This window comes from Mycolicibacterium llatzerense (genome assembly GCF_025331195.1).
GTDB lineage: Bacteria > Actinomycetota > Actinomycetes > Mycobacteriales > Mycobacteriaceae > Mycobacterium > Mycobacterium llatzerense.
In genome coordinates this window covers 186,351-200,732 of record NZ_LXOV01000012.1, presented here as the reverse complement: position 1 = coordinate 200,732, position 14,382 = coordinate 186,351, and the positions used below count along the sequence as shown (strand labels likewise).

15 protein-coding genes and 1 pseudogene are annotated in these 14,382 nt (G+C 66.9%); 11 read left to right on the top strand and 5 right to left on the bottom strand.

Annotation, left to right across the window (positions count from 1 at the left end):
* Positions 1 to 2: 2 nt before the first annotated feature.
* Complete coding sequence (locus A7G45_RS15850; RefSeq protein WP_260938524.1) at positions 3 to 1,052, bottom strand: ABC transporter permease; 1,050 nt, start codon at positions 1,050 to 1,052, stop codon at positions 3 to 5.
* 86 nt (positions 1,053 to 1,138) lie between these two features.
* Between A7G45_RS15850 and A7G45_RS15845 the strand changes: the two genes are divergently transcribed.
* The 8 genes from A7G45_RS15845 (at position 1,139) to A7G45_RS15810 (ending at position 7,066) form a co-directional block, all read left to right on the top strand.
* Positions 1,139 to 1,471, top strand: coding sequence for a TfoX/Sxy family protein (locus A7G45_RS15845; RefSeq protein WP_043987030.1), 333 nt, complete (start codon positions 1,139 to 1,141; stop codon positions 1,469 to 1,471).
* A gap of 88 nt (positions 1,472 to 1,559) precedes the next feature.
* Positions 1,560 to 2,792: an NAD(P)/FAD-dependent oxidoreductase gene (locus A7G45_RS15840; protein ID WP_260938523.1), complete on the top strand. Its 1,233-nt coding sequence runs from the start codon at positions 1,560 to 1,562 to the stop codon at positions 2,790 to 2,792.
* Positions 2,793 to 2,852: 60 nt separating this feature from the next.
* Complete coding sequence (locus A7G45_RS15835; RefSeq protein ID WP_260938522.1) at positions 2,853 to 3,392, top strand: GNAT family N-acetyltransferase; 540 nt, start codon at positions 2,853 to 2,855, stop codon at positions 3,390 to 3,392.
* A gap of 161 nt (positions 3,393 to 3,553) precedes the next feature.
* Positions 3,554 to 4,861, top strand: a complete 1,308-nt coding sequence (locus tag A7G45_RS15830; protein ID WP_260938521.1) for an HNH endonuclease signature motif containing protein — start codon at positions 3,554 to 3,556, stop codon at positions 4,859 to 4,861.
* A gap of 90 nt (positions 4,862 to 4,951) precedes the next feature.
* Complete coding sequence (locus tag A7G45_RS15825; RefSeq protein WP_260938520.1) at positions 4,952 to 5,497, top strand: RNA polymerase sigma factor; 546 nt, start codon at positions 4,952 to 4,954, stop codon at positions 5,495 to 5,497.
* Positions 5,494 to 6,108 carry a methylated-DNA--[protein]-cysteine S-methyltransferase gene (locus A7G45_RS15820; RefSeq protein ID WP_260938519.1) on the top strand — a complete coding sequence of 205 codons (615 nt, stop codon included), beginning with the start codon at positions 5,494 to 5,496 and terminating at the stop codon, positions 6,106 to 6,108. The genes A7G45_RS15825 and A7G45_RS15820 overlap by 4 nt, the downstream gene beginning before the upstream one ends.
* Positions 6,105 to 6,815, top strand: coding sequence for a 2OG-Fe(II) oxygenase (locus tag A7G45_RS15815; protein WP_260938518.1), 711 nt, complete (start codon positions 6,105 to 6,107; stop codon positions 6,813 to 6,815). The genes A7G45_RS15820 and A7G45_RS15815 overlap by 4 nt, the downstream gene beginning before the upstream one ends.
* Positions 6,812 to 7,066 carry an Ada metal-binding domain-containing protein gene (locus A7G45_RS15810; protein ID WP_260938517.1) on the top strand — a complete coding sequence of 85 codons (255 nt, stop codon included), beginning with the start codon at positions 6,812 to 6,814 and terminating at the stop codon, positions 7,064 to 7,066. Before A7G45_RS15815 ends, A7G45_RS15810 begins: the two co-directional genes overlap by 4 nt.
* 12 nt (positions 7,067 to 7,078) lie before the next feature.
* Here A7G45_RS15810 and A7G45_RS15805 read toward each other — a convergent pair whose 3' ends face one another.
* A complete protein-coding gene (locus A7G45_RS15805) occupies positions 7,079 to 8,302 on the bottom strand; it encodes a TLP1 C-terminal extension domain-containing protein (protein ID WP_260938516.1) in 1,224 nt (407 codons plus the stop codon).
* Positions 8,303 to 8,350: 48 nt separating this feature from the next.
* On the opposite strand from A7G45_RS15805, the gene A7G45_RS15800 reads away from it, so the two are divergent.
* Positions 8,351 to 9,490, top strand: a complete 1,140-nt coding sequence (locus A7G45_RS15800; protein WP_260938515.1) for a hypothetical protein — start codon at positions 8,351 to 8,353, stop codon at positions 9,488 to 9,490.
* A 22-nt stretch (positions 9,491 to 9,512) separates the two neighbouring features.
* Here A7G45_RS15800 and A7G45_RS15795 read toward each other — a convergent pair.
* A pseudogene (locus tag A7G45_RS15795) lies at positions 9,513 to 10,106 on the bottom strand (acetyl-CoA acetyltransferase); the annotation flags it as partial.
* Positions 10,096 to 11,562, bottom strand: coding sequence for an aldehyde dehydrogenase (locus A7G45_RS15790; protein ID WP_260938514.1), 1,467 nt, complete (start codon positions 11,560 to 11,562; stop codon positions 10,096 to 10,098). The gene A7G45_RS15790 and the pseudogene A7G45_RS15795, both read right to left, overlap by 11 nt.
* Positions 11,563 to 11,683: 121 nt before the next feature.
* Here A7G45_RS15790 and A7G45_RS15785 point away from each other — a divergent pair, with 121 nt between their 5' ends.
* Both A7G45_RS15785 and A7G45_RS15780 read left to right on the top strand, forming a co-directional pair.
* A complete protein-coding gene (locus tag A7G45_RS15785) occupies positions 11,684 to 12,442 on the top strand; it encodes a CPBP family intramembrane glutamic endopeptidase (RefSeq protein ID WP_260938513.1) in 759 nt (252 codons plus the stop codon).
* Between the two features lie 109 nt (positions 12,443 to 12,551).
* The gene (locus tag A7G45_RS15780) at positions 12,552 to 12,824 is read left to right on the top strand and encodes a GlsB/YeaQ/YmgE family stress response membrane protein (protein ID WP_051955195.1); all 273 of its coding nucleotides are present in this window, start codon (positions 12,552 to 12,554) and stop codon (positions 12,822 to 12,824) included.
* Between the two features lie 62 nt (positions 12,825 to 12,886).
* Here A7G45_RS15780 and A7G45_RS15775 read toward each other — a convergent pair whose 3' ends face one another.
* Entirely contained in the window at positions 12,887 to 13,786 is a 900-nt protein-coding gene (locus A7G45_RS15775) for an APA family fibronectin-binding glycoprotein (protein WP_456094107.1), read from the bottom strand.
* Positions 13,787 to 14,382: the final 596 nt, after the last annotated feature.

Sequence of the window (14,382 nt, the reverse complement as noted above, 5' to 3'; positions counted from 1 at the left end):
ATCTATGGCCCCCCGAATGCCATCGCTGGATCTATCGTCACCGCTCTACGCATGCCCGCCAGACTGGCGATCAGCCCAATGGTGATGGCCACCACCGGCAGCAACAGATAGGCCCCGGCCGGTACGTCGACCCGCATCGGAAACATCGGGCCGAGCCCCATCGCCAGCAGCACGCCGATCGCCGCGGAGAACACGGCGACGAATACGGCCTGCATCGCCAGCCCGGCCATCATCGATTTCGTCTTCACCCCAACGGCTTTGAACACCGCGAAATCGCGGGTGCGTTCCATCGCGGACATGTAGATGAACATGCCGATGATCGTCGCGGCCACCACCCACAGCAGCACGGCCATGATGCTGATGGCGTCCACCGCGACCTTCAGCGGCCGCATCATGTCGTCGATGGCTCCGTGCCGGTCCACCAGCCGGTAGCCGTCGAGCGCTTTGGTCGGGTTACCCCGGATGCCGACCGACGCGATGACGGGCTGCCCGCCGTACACCAGGCGCTGCGCACCGAGCGTCGTCAGGAACAGGTTGGGCTGCTGCGCCAGCACCGTCGAGTTGTTGACGATCCCCACGACCTGCAGGTTGTGCGAGGCGATGTGCATCTGGTCGCCGATCTTGCGACCCAGCGTCGACGACACCGCGATCTCGTCCGGCGTGGCGGGCGGGCGGCCCTGCGACATCGCCGGCATACCTGGCCCGGCGGTAGGTGCGCCGAACAGATTCATGGTGCGCGGCGTCCCGTTGTCGAGCGCCGTAGTACCTGCGTAGACGACCGCGGCGGCCGCCTGCACGCCCGGAAGCTTCTGTGCGCGTTCAACTTCGGTCTGTGTGAACGGCGACGAGCCGAGGAACGGCCCGGCCGCCCCGTTCTGGATCATGAAGTAGTCGATGCCCAGTGAATTGACGGTACTGCTGGCCTCCACGCGGAACCCATTGGCCAGCCCGGTGAGCACCAGGGTCATCGCGAACACGAAGGAAGTTCCGACGACCGCGATGAGAAATCGGCGGCGCCGCCACTGCAGGTCCCGCAACGCCGCGATCAGCACCCGAGAAATCTAACGTGTTCGCTGACCGCGCAACGGCAAGATAGCCAAAGCCGACTACGCCCACTGCATGGTGCGACACTGGCCTCATGGCCTATGACGAGGATCTGGCCAACCGGATCCGTGAGCTGCTCGGCCCGGTCGGTGGCATCGAGGAAAAGCGGATGTTCGGCGGGCTGGCTTTCCTGGTGAACGGCAACATGTCGGTCGCAGCCAGTCACGACAGTGGTCTGCTGGTTCGCGTTGCGCCCGACGACACTGACAAGTTGCTGGAACGCCAGCACGTCAGCCTGATGGTGATGGGCGGCCGAGAGATGCGCGGTTGGCTGCGGGTCGCGCCCGACGGGTGGAAAACCAAGCGGCAGCTGCAGAGCTGGGTTGATCGGGGCGTCGGGTATGCGGGGACACTGCCGCCCAAATAGCGTTTGCGCACCGCGCGGCTGGGTATGCGTGGAGTAGGACGCGGCCGCACGCCGCGGCTGCTCGACTGCCGTCGAAAGGAACCCCGACATGGCCAACTCACCCACATTCGTGATCATCGGCGGCGGACTGGCAGGCGCCAAAGCCGCGGAAGCCCTGCGCAGCAAGGACTTCGGGGGCCAGGTCGTGTTGTTCTGCGCCGAGGACCGATTGCCCTACGAACGCCCGCCGCTGTCCAAGGAATTCATGGCCGGCAAGAAGACCATCGAGGAATTCACGGTGCAGCCCAAGAACTGGTACGCCGAACACGACGTCGATCTGCGCCTGGGTACCGAGATCACCACGCTCGATCGCACGGCACACATGGTGGCCTTCAATTCCGGCGACCACGAGCATTACGACAAGTTGTTGCTGGCCACCGGATCCCACGCTCGCAAACCACCGATTCCCGGCTCCGACGCCGACGGCGTGTACTACTTGCGCACCGTCGACGACGCCACCGAGCTGTTGGCTCAGCTCGGTGACGGCCGGCGGCTGGCGATCGTCGGGGCCGGCTGGATCGGGCTCGAAGTCGCCGCCAGCGCCCGTGGGCTGGGCACCGACGTCACGGTGGTGGAATCCGCCGCGCTGCCGCTGCTGGCCTCCCTGGGCCGGGAAGCCGCAGAGGTGTTCGTCGGCCTGCACCGCGACCACGGCGTCGATCTGCGGCTGGGCACCACGGTCGACGAGATCACCACCGCCGATCGCAAAGCGACGGGGCTGCGGCTCGGCGACGGATCCACCGTCGAGGCCGACGCGGTTCTGGTCGCGGTCGGTGCCATGCCGAACATCGAAGTCGCCGAACGGTCCGGGCTGGTGATTGCCCACAGCGGTATCGCGGTCGACGAGTCACTGAAGAGCAGCGACGACGACATCTACGCCGTGGGCGACATCGCGGCCGCCGAACATCCGTTGTTCGGCGTCCCCATCCGCACCGAGCACTGGGCCAACGCCCTCAAGCAGCCCGCGGTCGCCGCAGCCGGAATGCTCGGCACGCCAGGCACTTACGACGAGTTGCCGTACTTCTTCACCGATCAGTTCGACCTTGGCATGGAGTACGTCGGCTACGCGCCGCAGTACCAGCTGGCCGTCACGCGAGGAGACCTCGAGAAGCGCGAATTCACGATGTTCTGGCTGGACAACAGGCACCGGGTGCTGGCCGGCATGAACGTCAACATCTGGGAAGGCCTTGACGACATCAAGCAGCTCATCCGATCCCGCCGAACGGTCGATGCCGAGGCGCTGGCCGATCCGTCGGTGTCGCTGGCTGCGCTGGCGGGTTGACGCGCGTCGCCAAGCCGAAATTCCTTTGATTCCAATGCAGCCGTGCTGTCACGATTGCCTATGCATGTCACCATCAGGGAAGCTGTTTCGGCGGACGCGATGGCTGTTGCGGAGGCGCATGTCCGGTCATGGCAAGTCGGCTACCGCGGCTTGATTCCGGCCACTTACCTCGATGCCTTGCGACCCGAAGTCAGGGCTAGTCGGTATGCCTTCGAACAGATGAACCCCGAAGGTCCCTTCACTCACGTCGCTATTGCCGGAGACACGGTCTGCGGCCACGTCACCACGGGTCGTTGCCGAGACGATGACCTCCAAGGCAGTGGAGAGATCTGGGCAATCTATGTTGACCCGCACAGGTGGGGCAGCGGGATCGGACACCGCCTCATGACCGCTGGTTGCGCGTACCTGCGTAGCCGCGGCTATGACAGGGCCTCCCTGTGGGTTCTATCGGGAAACGATCGAGCCCGTCGTTTCTATGAATCGGCGGGGTGGTGCTGCGACGGTACACAACGCACCGACTCCATCGGCGATCATCCAGTCGATGAAGTGCGCTATCAGCGAGCAGTGCAAATCGCAGATCATCCGCAGTCTCATTTCTAGGGCTTCGAGGCTGATCAGGTCGTACCTCGCCCTCGACATCACTGCTCGAACATTCGGCGCGCATAAGTGGTTTCAACGTTTGACGGAGATTCCGATTCGGCCGCTCCGTTCGATGCTTTCTAGCAGGAAAACTTGTCGTACCCTTCTGCTTTGATGGTGTCATGTCCACCGCTGCAACGGCTTTCGATGTTGAGGTGTCGCCGTGTGAGCGTATGGATGCGTTCTTCGATGAGATCGGTGAGCTGACCGGGCAGCGCAACGCGATCGACGCGCGGCTGGTGGAGATTGCGGCCGAGATCGACCGTGACGGGTTGTGGGGTGCGACCGGTGCCCGGTCGCTCACGTCGTTGGTGGCGTGGAAAACGGGTGTGTCGCCGCGTAATGCGGAGGTGATGGTGGCGGTCGCGCACCGTCTGGAGGAGTTTCCGCGGTGTGCTGAGGCGATGCGTGAGGGTCGGTTGTCGTTGGATCAGGTCGGGGTGGTCGCCGAACACGCGGCCGAGGGTTCTGATGAGCACTATGCCCAGTTCGCCGAAAGTGCGACCGTCACCCAGTTGCGTAAGGCCGTGAAGCTCGAGCCGCGCCCAGAGCCCGAGCCGGAGTCGGAGTCGAAGCCCGAACCTGAGCGGTCGATCAAGAAGACCACCCACGATGACGGTTCCACGACGTACACGATCCGGTTGCCGAAGCTGGAGGCCGCGAAGTTCGATGCGGCCCTGGCGTCGCACCAGGATGCATTGGTCGCGGACTGGAAGCGCGACCACGACAACGACAGTGCCGCCGGCTCCGATGGTGGTGCGAGCGGTCCGGCCTGCGAGCGCGTCCCGCACGTGCCGCAGCCGTTCCCGAACGGGGTGGATGCGTTCATGAGCCTGGTCGAGGCGGGCTGGGACTCCGATGTCGAGCGCCGGCCGCACGGGCAGCACACCACCGTCGTGGTGCACCTGGACCTCGACCAGGACTCTGCCGCAGTGCATGTGGGTTCGGTGCTCACCGATGAGGAACGTCGGCTGTTGCTGTGCGATGCGACATGCGAGGTGTGGCTGCAGCGGCACGGTCAGCCGATCGGTGCCGGCCGCAGCACCCGCACCATCAGCCGACGGCTGCGCCGGGCGCTGGAGCATCGCGACCGGTGCTGTGTGGTTCCGGGCTGCGGGGCCACCCGCGGCTTGCACGCGCATCACGTCATTCATTGGGAGGACGGTGGCGTCACCGAACTGCACAATTTGGTGTTGGTGTGCCCGTATCACCATCGGCTGCACCACAAAGGTGGCATCACCATCACCGGACCCGCCGACCGACTCGTCGTCACCGACGCAGCCGGACAACCACTGACCAACCGGTCTCTGGCAAGGCCGCCGACCACCCCGCGACCGAACGTCACGCCGTGCCGCGGCCCCACCGGGGAACGCGCCCAATGGTGGTGGTACCAACCTTTCCAGCCACCACCCACACCGTCGACGAACTAGACGGGACACCCGCGACACCACACCCGGATCAGGCCGGCCGCCACCGACGGACACCTACCATCGGAAAATCGGTGAGGATCGACCTCACAAATGCCGGAGTCGGAGCGTCTACAGAGTGTGAAAGCCAAAGAGCCATTCGAGACCGTGGTCCGCAACCACGGCCCCACGGTCTTTCGGGTCTGTTGCGCCGTCGTCGGTGCATACGACGCCGATGACGCCTGGTCGGAGACGTTCCTGGCAGCCATGAAGGCCTACCCAGATCTGCCGGCGGACGCGAATGTCGAGGCCTGGCTGGTCACCATCGCGCACCACAAAGCCATCGACATCACGAGAACCCGTACCCGCCAGCCGGTTCCGACCGACGTCGTGCCCGAGCCATCGAGTCGGGAGGACGCTCGCGACTTCGACGACCTGGCCGCTGCGGTCGACCAGCTCCCCCACAAGCAGAAGCACGCCGTGGCCTACCACTACCTGGCGGACCTGCCCTACAACGAGATCGCCGAGATTCTCGGCGGCACCGCCGCGGCCGCCCGCCGCGCCGCCAGCGACGGCATCGCGACACTACGACGCACCTACCTCGCCGAACTCGTCGAGGTAGGTGCGCCGCAGAAAAGCGCAGAAAGGAGCCAGAAATGAACAACGGCAGAACCATCGCCGGCGACCTGGCGCGCAGCACCGAACCCGGACCCGACAGACTGGCCGACCTGCACAGCCGGCTGGCCGCCGCGGCAGCGCGGGACGGAGTCCTCGACGTCGCCTACCGCACCGTCGACAGCCCGGTCGGACCGCTGCTCCTGGCGGCCACCGACCAGGGCCTGATCCGCGTCGCCTACGCCCGCGAAGACCACGACGCCGTGCTGCAGCATCTCGCCGACAAGGTGAGCCCCCGCATCCTGCTGGCACCGGCACGGCTCGACGCGGTTGCCCGGGAACTCGACGAGTACTTCGGCCGGGCCCGACGTACCTTCGACGTACCGCTGGATTGGCGGCTCGCCGCGGGGTTCCGCGCCGCGGTGCTGCACCACCTGCCCGAGATCGGCTACGGACGGACGGCCAGCTACGCCGATGTCGCCGCGCTGGCCGGTAGCCCCAAAGCAGTACGGGCGGTGGGCACCGCATGCGCGAAAAACCCACTGCCCGTGGTGGTTCCGTGCCACCGGGTGGTCCGTAGCGACGGCGCGATGGGCGGCTACCTCGGCGGCCCGGAGGCCAAACGCCTGCTGCTGGACCTGGAGGCCGCGGCATGAGCATTTGGCAGCAGCGCGTCGCGGCCACCGATTGGGAGGCCGTGCGCACGGAGCTCGAGACCGTCGGTGGTGCGTTGACCGGACCGCTCGTCACACCGGCCGAGGCCGCCGAGCTGGCCACGATTTACCCCGATGCGACCCGCTTCCGCTCGACCATCGACATGGCCCGCTACCGGTTCGGCGAAGGCCAGTACCGCTACTTCCACCGGCCGTACCCCGACATCGTCACCGAGCTCAAATGCGCGCTCTACCCGCGGCTGCTGCCCATCGCGAGAGACTGGTGGACCAGACTGCGTCGCGATCCGCCCTGGCCCGACAGTTTCGACGACTGGCTCGATACCTGCCACCGAGCAGGGCAGACCAGAACCACCGCATTGCTGCTCAAGTACGGCGCCGGTGGCTGGTGCGCCCTGCACCAGGACCTGTACGGGGACTTGGTCTTTCCGCTGCAGGTCGTCATCAATCTGACGCGGCCCGAGGTCGATTACACCGGTGGGGAATTCCTGCTCTACGAGCAGCGGCCGCGCGCGCAGTCTCGTGGCTCGGCCATCTCCATCCCGTTCGGGCATGGGCTGGTGATCACCACCCGCGAGCGACCGGTTCCGTCCAAACGCGGCTGGGCCATCGGTCCCGTCCGGCATGGCGTGTCCACGCTGCGTTCCGGCTCCCGCATGACGCTCGGCCTGATCTTCCACGACGCCGCGTGACCACCTACACGCTGATCGACGCCAGCGGCCGGCCCTACGACAGCGCGACACCGGGGCGCCTGGGCGGGCATCGGCGCAACAAGCTCTACGGGCGTCTCGACTGCCCCTCGGCGCTACGGGCGATCGCCGCCGGCGGCTACATCACCCACCGAGTCTTCTTCGCCGACGAAAATGTCGCCGTCGCAGCGGGATACCGCCCCTGCGCGATCTGCTTACCAGCGGACTACCGGCAGTGGAAGGCAGCGCGATGAGACGCGGGCGCTTCACTCCAGCCCGGCGGTGCCGTCCGGCTTGACGGTGACCTTGGCACCCGCGAGATCCTCGCGGGTGCTGGCATCAGCCTGGGACGGATCGGTGATCACCGCAAGCGCCCGGCTACCGCTGGGCGTGCGGACGGCGACGAAGATCTTCTCGGGAGCGCCCTCGCGGGTCACCGGCGTCGTCCAGGTCTCGACCGTGCCGGTACCCGACCACTCATTCTCGGCAACTACCGTCGGTTCGGCATCGACCTCGGATTGTACGTCTTCCCAACGGAATTCATGTGTCGGCGGTCGTGTGCCGTAGACACCGAAGCTGTGTTTGGTCAGGTAACCGCCGTTGGCCGTGATCAGGCCGACCTGGCCCGGGTTGGCGGCCAATCGTTCGGCCATGGTGGCGATCGAGTGCGAGACGTAGTTGTTCCACGGCCCGCCGGCGAACGTCAGGCCGCCGGTCACCGTCAGCGGGCGCTGTGGGTCGTCCAGGGCCAGCCCCAATTCCCGCGCCGCCACCTGCACTGCCGATGGGAAGCAGGAGTACACGTCGACCGCGTCGATATCATCGACGCCCAGGCCGGTCAGTTCGAGCACCCGGCGGCCCGCGATCCGGATGGACGGCGACCCGGAAAAGCTGCGCCGCTCGCCCAGCACATACGGATCATGGGCATCGGTCCCCGCGTACGGGAAAACCCAACCCCCGCCGCGGCGAACGGGTCCGCTGAGGGCGCTGGTCTGATGCGGGAGCCGCCGCCTGCCGGCCCAAACGGGCCGGTTCACGCGATACCCCTCAGCCGCTTCAACCTGTGGGCCCAGCGAGTGCGGCGGTTCCCCCCCCCCCTTTAATTTCCGGCGTTGCAGGAGGTGCAGCAGGGCGACTTTTGGGCGTTCATCAAAGCCCAGCGCGGGCGGCGGGGGTTGGGTGTTTGGTGGCGCACCCCGGGTCAGCATCCCGTCGGCAGTGAGCCGCTGAATGTTGCGGGCCGTGTCGTCCGGCGACATCTCCCAAATCTGGTCGCAGCGGTCCTCGAGCGATAGCGTCCCGGCCGCCTGCGACGACGCAGATGCCTTCTCCGCCAACGTCCGGAACTCGATCGGACCCCAGTGCAGCCGAATCTCGCGTCCACGGTCCTCAGCACCGGCCATCGCGAACGCGATACGCCACAGCAGCTTCAACGACGGCGCCCAGCGCGTGCGGCGGTCGCGAACCTTCGATGTCAGCGACTCCCGCATCAGACCAGCGCCCTCAGCGGACCCGTTCGCCGCGTCCGGGGTGATCAGATGCAGCGGAGTGGATGTAACGGCCGCGAATTCCTTGACGTCGTCGCGCTTGGCGGCATCCCGGTCGTCCGGTTCGACAACCTCGATGGACTGGGCGAGTACGAACCACACCTGGACCTACTTGACCGCATCAACGACACGACCCTGCAACGGATCATCGGGTTCTGGTACCAGGCATTGCGCCAGCGCGCGATGTTCGGCAACGAGGACGAAGGCGACGAGGACGAGCCCGATTCGGCACCGGTCGACTGGAACACGATGCTCAACGCCGGCCCTGGCGCACTGTGGCGGTTCCCGTCCGACTTTAAGTTGCAGGAGTTGCAGCAGGCCGACTTTTGGCCGGTCATCCACCCCAACCCCGAGGACTGGTTTCAGCGGCTGTCGGCGATGTTCATGTCGCCGACGAGGCCGCAGTGGCAGGACCGTTTGATGCGACCGTCGGTGATCCGGAATTCGGAAGGCGCTGGTCCGGCTCATATTTCGCGGTATTGGACGCCGCGGAATCAGTATCTGGACACGTTGTGGTCGTACAAGGTTGGCGATCCTCCGTTGCCGCAGATTCAGCCTGAGTATGCGGATGCGTTCCGGGATGTGCTGCGCAAGGCTCGGTCGAATTATGCGCCGATGTGTATCGGGGCGATGTTGGATCGGCTTGAGCTCCAAGCCGTGTCGACGCTGGCGGACTCCGACGCTGATGGCGATGATCTGGCTGCCGACATTATGGACGAGACCGGATTCGGCGCCGTCCTGAAGAACCTGTTCGGGTTCGCGCTGTCCATGGGCGAGGGCTACGGCATGGTCGTGCCTGGTGTCAAGGGTGGCGCCACGTTGTCGAGTGGGGCGTTGTCTCCGTCGATTCACGCGATCGACCCGCGGCGCTGCATCGGCATTCCTGACTTGAGTAACCCAGTACGGCTGCGTGCGGCGTTGGTGCGGCAGTACGACTCGATCACCGGCGAATATTCGTCGCACTTCTTCCTGCCGGGGGAGAAGTGGACTCTGAACTGGGATGATGGCCTTCAGAAGTGGAGTGACGCTGTCTACGAGCCAGTCGAGGGGCTGGACGCGCTTGGCGTTGATGAACGGCCCAAAGTCGGCCTGCTGCACCTCCTGCAATTAAAGGGGGGGGGGTGGATGTAAGGGCCGCGATTCCCTTGCCTTCTGCCACTTGGCTGAACCGTGACCACAGCTCGCCGATCCGTTGCCGGTGTTCCTCCGGGGTCTCCCCCGCGGCGATGCGCAGTGCCTGCTCGAACATCGGGTACACGTGCGATGGCGCCACCAGACCGATGCGCAACTCGGCCGGCCCCACCATGTCCACGTCGGGGTCGCTGGGTGCCATCGGTACCGACTCGGCCTGCTGCGTGCCGGCCAGTCGCTCGCCGCGTGCCTTCAAACGCGTTCGGGTACGCCAGGTTTCGCCGCCGGCGATCAACACCACGTCGCTGCGGCCCTGCTGGATGTCGAGGCAGGCCTGGTTGACCAACGACTGGGGCACATTGCCGCCGACCGGGGTGTACCGGGTGACGGCATCGGGTGCGCCGATCCGCTGCGCCAGCAGCAGACCCGGGTCCCGGTACCGCAGCGAGAACACATTGACGATGCGCACCGCGTCAACCGCCTGGAGGACGCGGGCATCGGCCGCCTCCCGCGCCGCGGCCCCCATCAAGTCCACCGGCTCGCCACCCGGGTTCTCGTCGTACTGGTTGACCTGGCCGTAGCCGACCAGCACCGGGGTTCGGGGATCAAAGGACACTGAGGGATTCCTCTCCGGATGCGGGTCCGACGCGGTAGATCGATTTGATGCTCTGGTAGGCGGCCAGCCCCTCGGGCCCGAGTTCGCGGCCCAGGCCACTGGCTTTCACCCCACCGAACGGCGCCGCCATATCCAATTGGTAGTCGTTGACGCCGACCGTCCCGCTGCGGATGGCGCGGGCGATGTCGGTGGCGCGTTCGGCATCGGCCGACCACACCGTCCCGCCCAGGCCGTACTCGCTGTCGTTGGCGAGCGCGACGGCCTGCTGCTCGGTCTCATACGGAATCACCGCGAGAACTGGGCCGAAGATCTCCTCCTGCGCGAGGCGGGAGGCGTTGTCCACGTCGACGAACACCGTCGGCGAGACGAACCAGCCGTCGGGTTGATCGGCCGGAATACCGCCGCCGGCAACGATTTTGGCGCCGTCCGCCTTTCCGGCCTCGATGTAGCCGAGCACCCGGTCGCGCTGACGGGCGCTGACCAGCGGGCCGACGTCCGTCGACTTCTCCAGCGGGTCACCGACATTCAGCCCGGACGCCAGCGCGGCCAGTGCGTCGACCATCTCGTCATACCGGGACCGCGGTACCAGAATCCGCGAATTCAGGTGGCACGTCTGGCCGTTGTTGACGAACGCCGCCGACTTCAGCCCGTTGATCGTGGTGTCCAGATCAGCGTCCTCGAGAACGACGGCGGCCGACTTGCCGCCCAGTTCCAGGGTGACCGGCCGCAGAAGGCGCCCGCAGGCCTCGGCGATCTGCCGTCCGACTGCGGTCGATCCGGTGAAGGACACCTTGTCGACGCCGGGATGGGAAACCAGACGCGCGCCGGTGTCGGGCCCGCCCGCGATGACGTTCAGCACGCCGGCCGGTAGGCCCGCCGCCTGCGCAGCCTCGGCGAACACCAAGGCATCCAGCGCCGTCTCGGGTGAGGCCTTGAGCACCATGGTGCAGCCGGCCGCCAGCGCCGGCGCCAACTTGAATGCAGCCAGCGCCTGCGGGTAGTTCCACGGCACGATCGCCCCGACCACGCCCACGGGTTCGCGGCGCACGATGGTGTGTCCGATGGCCGCCGGACGAATCTCTTCCGCCGGGGTCCCGGTGATCAGGCCGGCGTAGTACTGCAGCAGCGCGGCGGGGAAGCGGCCGTTCGCGCCGCGGGACAACCGGATCGGCATGCCGTTCTCGCGCGTGCACAGTTCGTTGGTCGAGACCGAACGGGCCAGCAGCTCGTCGGCCAGCCCGTTCAGCACGGCAGCGCGCTCGGTTGGCGGCGTCGCACTCCAGCCCGCCAGCGCCGCTCCCGCCGCCGCGACGGCCGCGTCGACCTCGTCCGGGCCTGCCGCGGCGCCCAGGCCGAGCAGCGTCCCGGTCGCGGCTTCCAGCACCGGGGTCGAGGCCGTGGCCGGGCGGAACTGCCCGCCGACGAAAATCCTTGCGCTGTCATCGATCACGGACATCCGGGCACTCCTTCGGCGGTGACGGCGGGCCCTGTGAGCGGCTCCACAACCCACACGTTAGTGGGTCGCCGCCAACCAGCGTGACCTGGCCCTTTGCCCTCTATCGGTACACTCGCCACAGATGATCGACGCCTCGGCAGCCGCCGCTGCACCATGCCTACCGACCGGCTCACCAGCCGTGCGGCACCCGCGCGTCTACATCGATGTGGCCGTGGTGGTGGCCGTCCTGGTCGCGACCAACCTGCTGGCCCACTTCACGACCCCCTGGGCGAACATCGTCGTCGTGCCCCTCGCGGCGCTCGGACTGGTCGCCCTGGTGCGCAAACGGGGCCTCGGCTGGACCGAGCTCGGACTCGGCCGTGCCCACTGGCGGACGGGCATGCGCTACGCGCTCGGCGCGATCCTGCTCGTCGGATCGGTGATCGCCGCAGGGGTGCTCCTGCCCTGGACTCGGCCGATGTTCCTGAACAACCACTACGCGACCATTTCCGGCGCGTTGCTGGCCTCGATGATCGTGATCCCGCTGCAGACCGTCATTCCCGAGGAACTCGCGTTCCGCGGCGTCCTGCACGGCACGCTCGACCGGGCCTGGGGCTTCCGCGGCGTCGCGACCGCCGGTTCGCTGCTGTTCGGACTCTGGCACATCGCCACCTCACTGGGCCTGACCAGCAGCAACGTCGGATTCACCCGGGTGTTCGGCGGCGGGGTGGTCGGGATGGTCGCCGGCGTGGCGATGGCAGTCGTCGCCACGGCTGCCGCGGGATTCGTCTTCACCTGGCTGCGACGCCGGTCCGGCAGCCTGCTCGCGCCGATCGCCCTGCACTGGTCGCTGAACGGCATGGGCGCGCTCGCCGCCGCCGCGGTCTGGCACTTCAGCTAGGACCACACCCCTAACCGTCACCAGATCGCTGCGGTTCAGACCTCGTTGTGGCTCGTTGCGCCGGGCTAGCCTCGAGATGTATTTGTCAATGTCACGAAAGGTCATGGCAATGATGCATATCGTCTGGTTGCTACTTCTCGGCCTCATCGTCGGAGCCATTGCCCGGTTCGTCGTGCCCGGGAAAGACGACATGGGCTGGATTCTCACGTGTGTGCTTGGCGTCGCCGGTGGTTACGTCGGCGGCACGTTGAGCAGCATCGTCTACGCGCCGCACAAGCTCGATTTCCGTCCGCCCATCGCCCACTCGTTCTGGGGTGCCCTGGTCGGCGCGGTGATCCTGGTGTTGATCTACCGCTTCGTGAAGTCGAAGAGTTCGACCTAGCGCTCGCGCAAAATGAATTGAGGACCGTGCCCAACCGGGCACGGTCCTCAATTTTTCGGCTGCTACCCCGCGGGGGCCATCTCGGGCGGGGCATTCGTCACCGGCACCGGCACGCCGACCATCGGGTGGGCCGGATCAGCGGGCTTCGGCGGGGCATTCGGGTCGGCCGGCGGAGGCGGCGGCGGGTTCCACGGGCGGATCGACTGGGCCAGCGTCGCCGCGGCGGCCTTGTCGACCGGGTGGTTGCCCGAACCCAGCCACACGACGAACCACCGCTGCGGGTTGCGCTGGCTGCGGATGGTGGCGTCCGGCGGCGGGTTGCCGACGACGCCCGCCCAGATCTGGCCGTTCGGCTTACCGGTGTCGGTGAACTTCACCTCGTAGAACGAGGCCGCACCCGGCAGGTTCCCGGCGGTCAGCGCGGTGGTCTCCTGGCCGACGCGGGTACCCGGGAACGGCATGAAGAACTCACCCATGTCCGAGGCCAACCGGTTGGCGGCCTTGCCGTTGTCGGACTCGGCGCCGGCGAACAGCTTCAGGTCCAGCCGGCCCAGCAGGACGCTGGTATCGCTCGGAGCCTGCTCCGCGCCTGCGGCCGGAACCCGGGTCAGCAGCGCCTGACCGTACGACAGCTGCGTCGCATCGGCGATCTTCCAGCCCTGCGGCACGACGTAACTGAAGCCACCGGCGTCGTTGTTGACGCGGCCGGGCTCAGGCGCGGGCGCCGGGGCGCCGGCCGGAGTGGCTCCAGGGGCGCCGGGCGCTGCCGGGGCGCCGGGCGCGGCAGGAGCGGGCGGCGGCGGCGGTGCACCGGGGTCGCCCGCGGGTGCGGCCGGGGGTGGGGGGCCGAAAAAAGGGGGTGGGGGCGGGGGTGGGCGCCGGAAAAAACGGGTGGGGGCGGGGGGGGGCGGGGGGGGCGGCGGTGGAGGCCCGGTTGAAGGGGCCCGTGGGGATCCGGAAATCCGGAGGCGCTGGTCCGGCTCATATTTCGCGGTATTGGACGCCGCGGAATCAGTATCTGGACACGTTGTGGTCGTACAAGGTTGGCGATCCTCCGTTGCCGCAGATTCAGCCTGAGTATGCGGATGCGTTCCGGGATGTGCTGCGCAAGGCTCGGTCGAATTATGCGCCGATGTGTATCGGGGCGATGTTGGATCGGCTTGGAGCTCAAGCCGATCCAACATCGCCCCGATACACATCGGCGCATAATTCGACCGAGCCTTGCGCAGCACATCCCGGAACGCATCCGCATACTCAGGCTGAATCTGCGGCAACGGAGGATCGCCAACCTTGTACGACCACAACGTGTCCAGATACTGATTCCGCGGCGTCCAATACCGCGAAATATGAGCCGGACCAGCGCCTTCCGAATTCCGGATCACCGACGGTCGCATCAAACGGTCCTGCCACTGCGGCCTCGTCGGCGACATGAACATCGCCGACAGCCGCTGAAACCAGTCCTCGGGGGTGAGGTCAGCCAAAACCCCCCCCTTTTCTATCAAATCCGCGCGCCCACCCGCTTCTTTCGGCGCCCACCCCCGCCCGCACCCGCGCCAAA

Coding starts and splice junctions, on each gene's coding strand:
- A7G45_RS15845 (WP_043987030.1), top strand. CDS start 1,139: ATGGCCTATGACGAGGATCTGGCCAACCGGATCCGTGAGCTGCTCGGC.
- A7G45_RS15840 (WP_260938523.1), top strand. CDS start 1,560: ATGGCCAACTCACCCACATTCGTGATCATCGGCGGCGGACTGGCAGGC.
- A7G45_RS15835 (WP_260938522.1), top strand. CDS start 2,853: ATGCATGTCACCATCAGGGAAGCTGTTTCGGCGGACGCGATGGCTGTT.
- A7G45_RS15830 (WP_260938521.1), top strand. CDS start 3,554: ATGTCCACCGCTGCAACGGCTTTCGATGTTGAGGTGTCGCCGTGTGAG.
- A7G45_RS15825 (WP_260938520.1), top strand. CDS start 4,952: ATGCCGGAGTCGGAGCGTCTACAGAGTGTGAAAGCCAAAGAGCCATTC.
- A7G45_RS15820 (WP_260938519.1), top strand. CDS start 5,494: ATGAACAACGGCAGAACCATCGCCGGCGACCTGGCGCGCAGCACCGAA.
- A7G45_RS15815 (WP_260938518.1), top strand. CDS start 6,105: ATGAGCATTTGGCAGCAGCGCGTCGCGGCCACCGATTGGGAGGCCGTG.
- A7G45_RS15805 (WP_260938516.1), bottom strand. CDS start 8,302: ATGCGGGAGTCGCTGACATCGAAGGTTCGCGACCGCCGCACGCGCTGG.
- A7G45_RS15800 (WP_260938515.1), top strand. CDS start 8,351: ATGCAGCGGAGTGGATGTAACGGCCGCGAATTCCTTGACGTCGTCGCG.
- A7G45_RS15790 (WP_260938514.1), bottom strand. CDS start 11,562: ATGTCCGTGATCGATGACAGCGCAAGGATTTTCGTCGGCGGGCAGTTC.
- A7G45_RS15785 (WP_260938513.1), top strand. CDS start 11,684: ATGATCGACGCCTCGGCAGCCGCCGCTGCACCATGCCTACCGACCGGC.
- A7G45_RS15780 (WP_051955195.1), top strand. CDS start 12,552: ATGATGCATATCGTCTGGTTGCTACTTCTCGGCCTCATCGTCGGAGCC.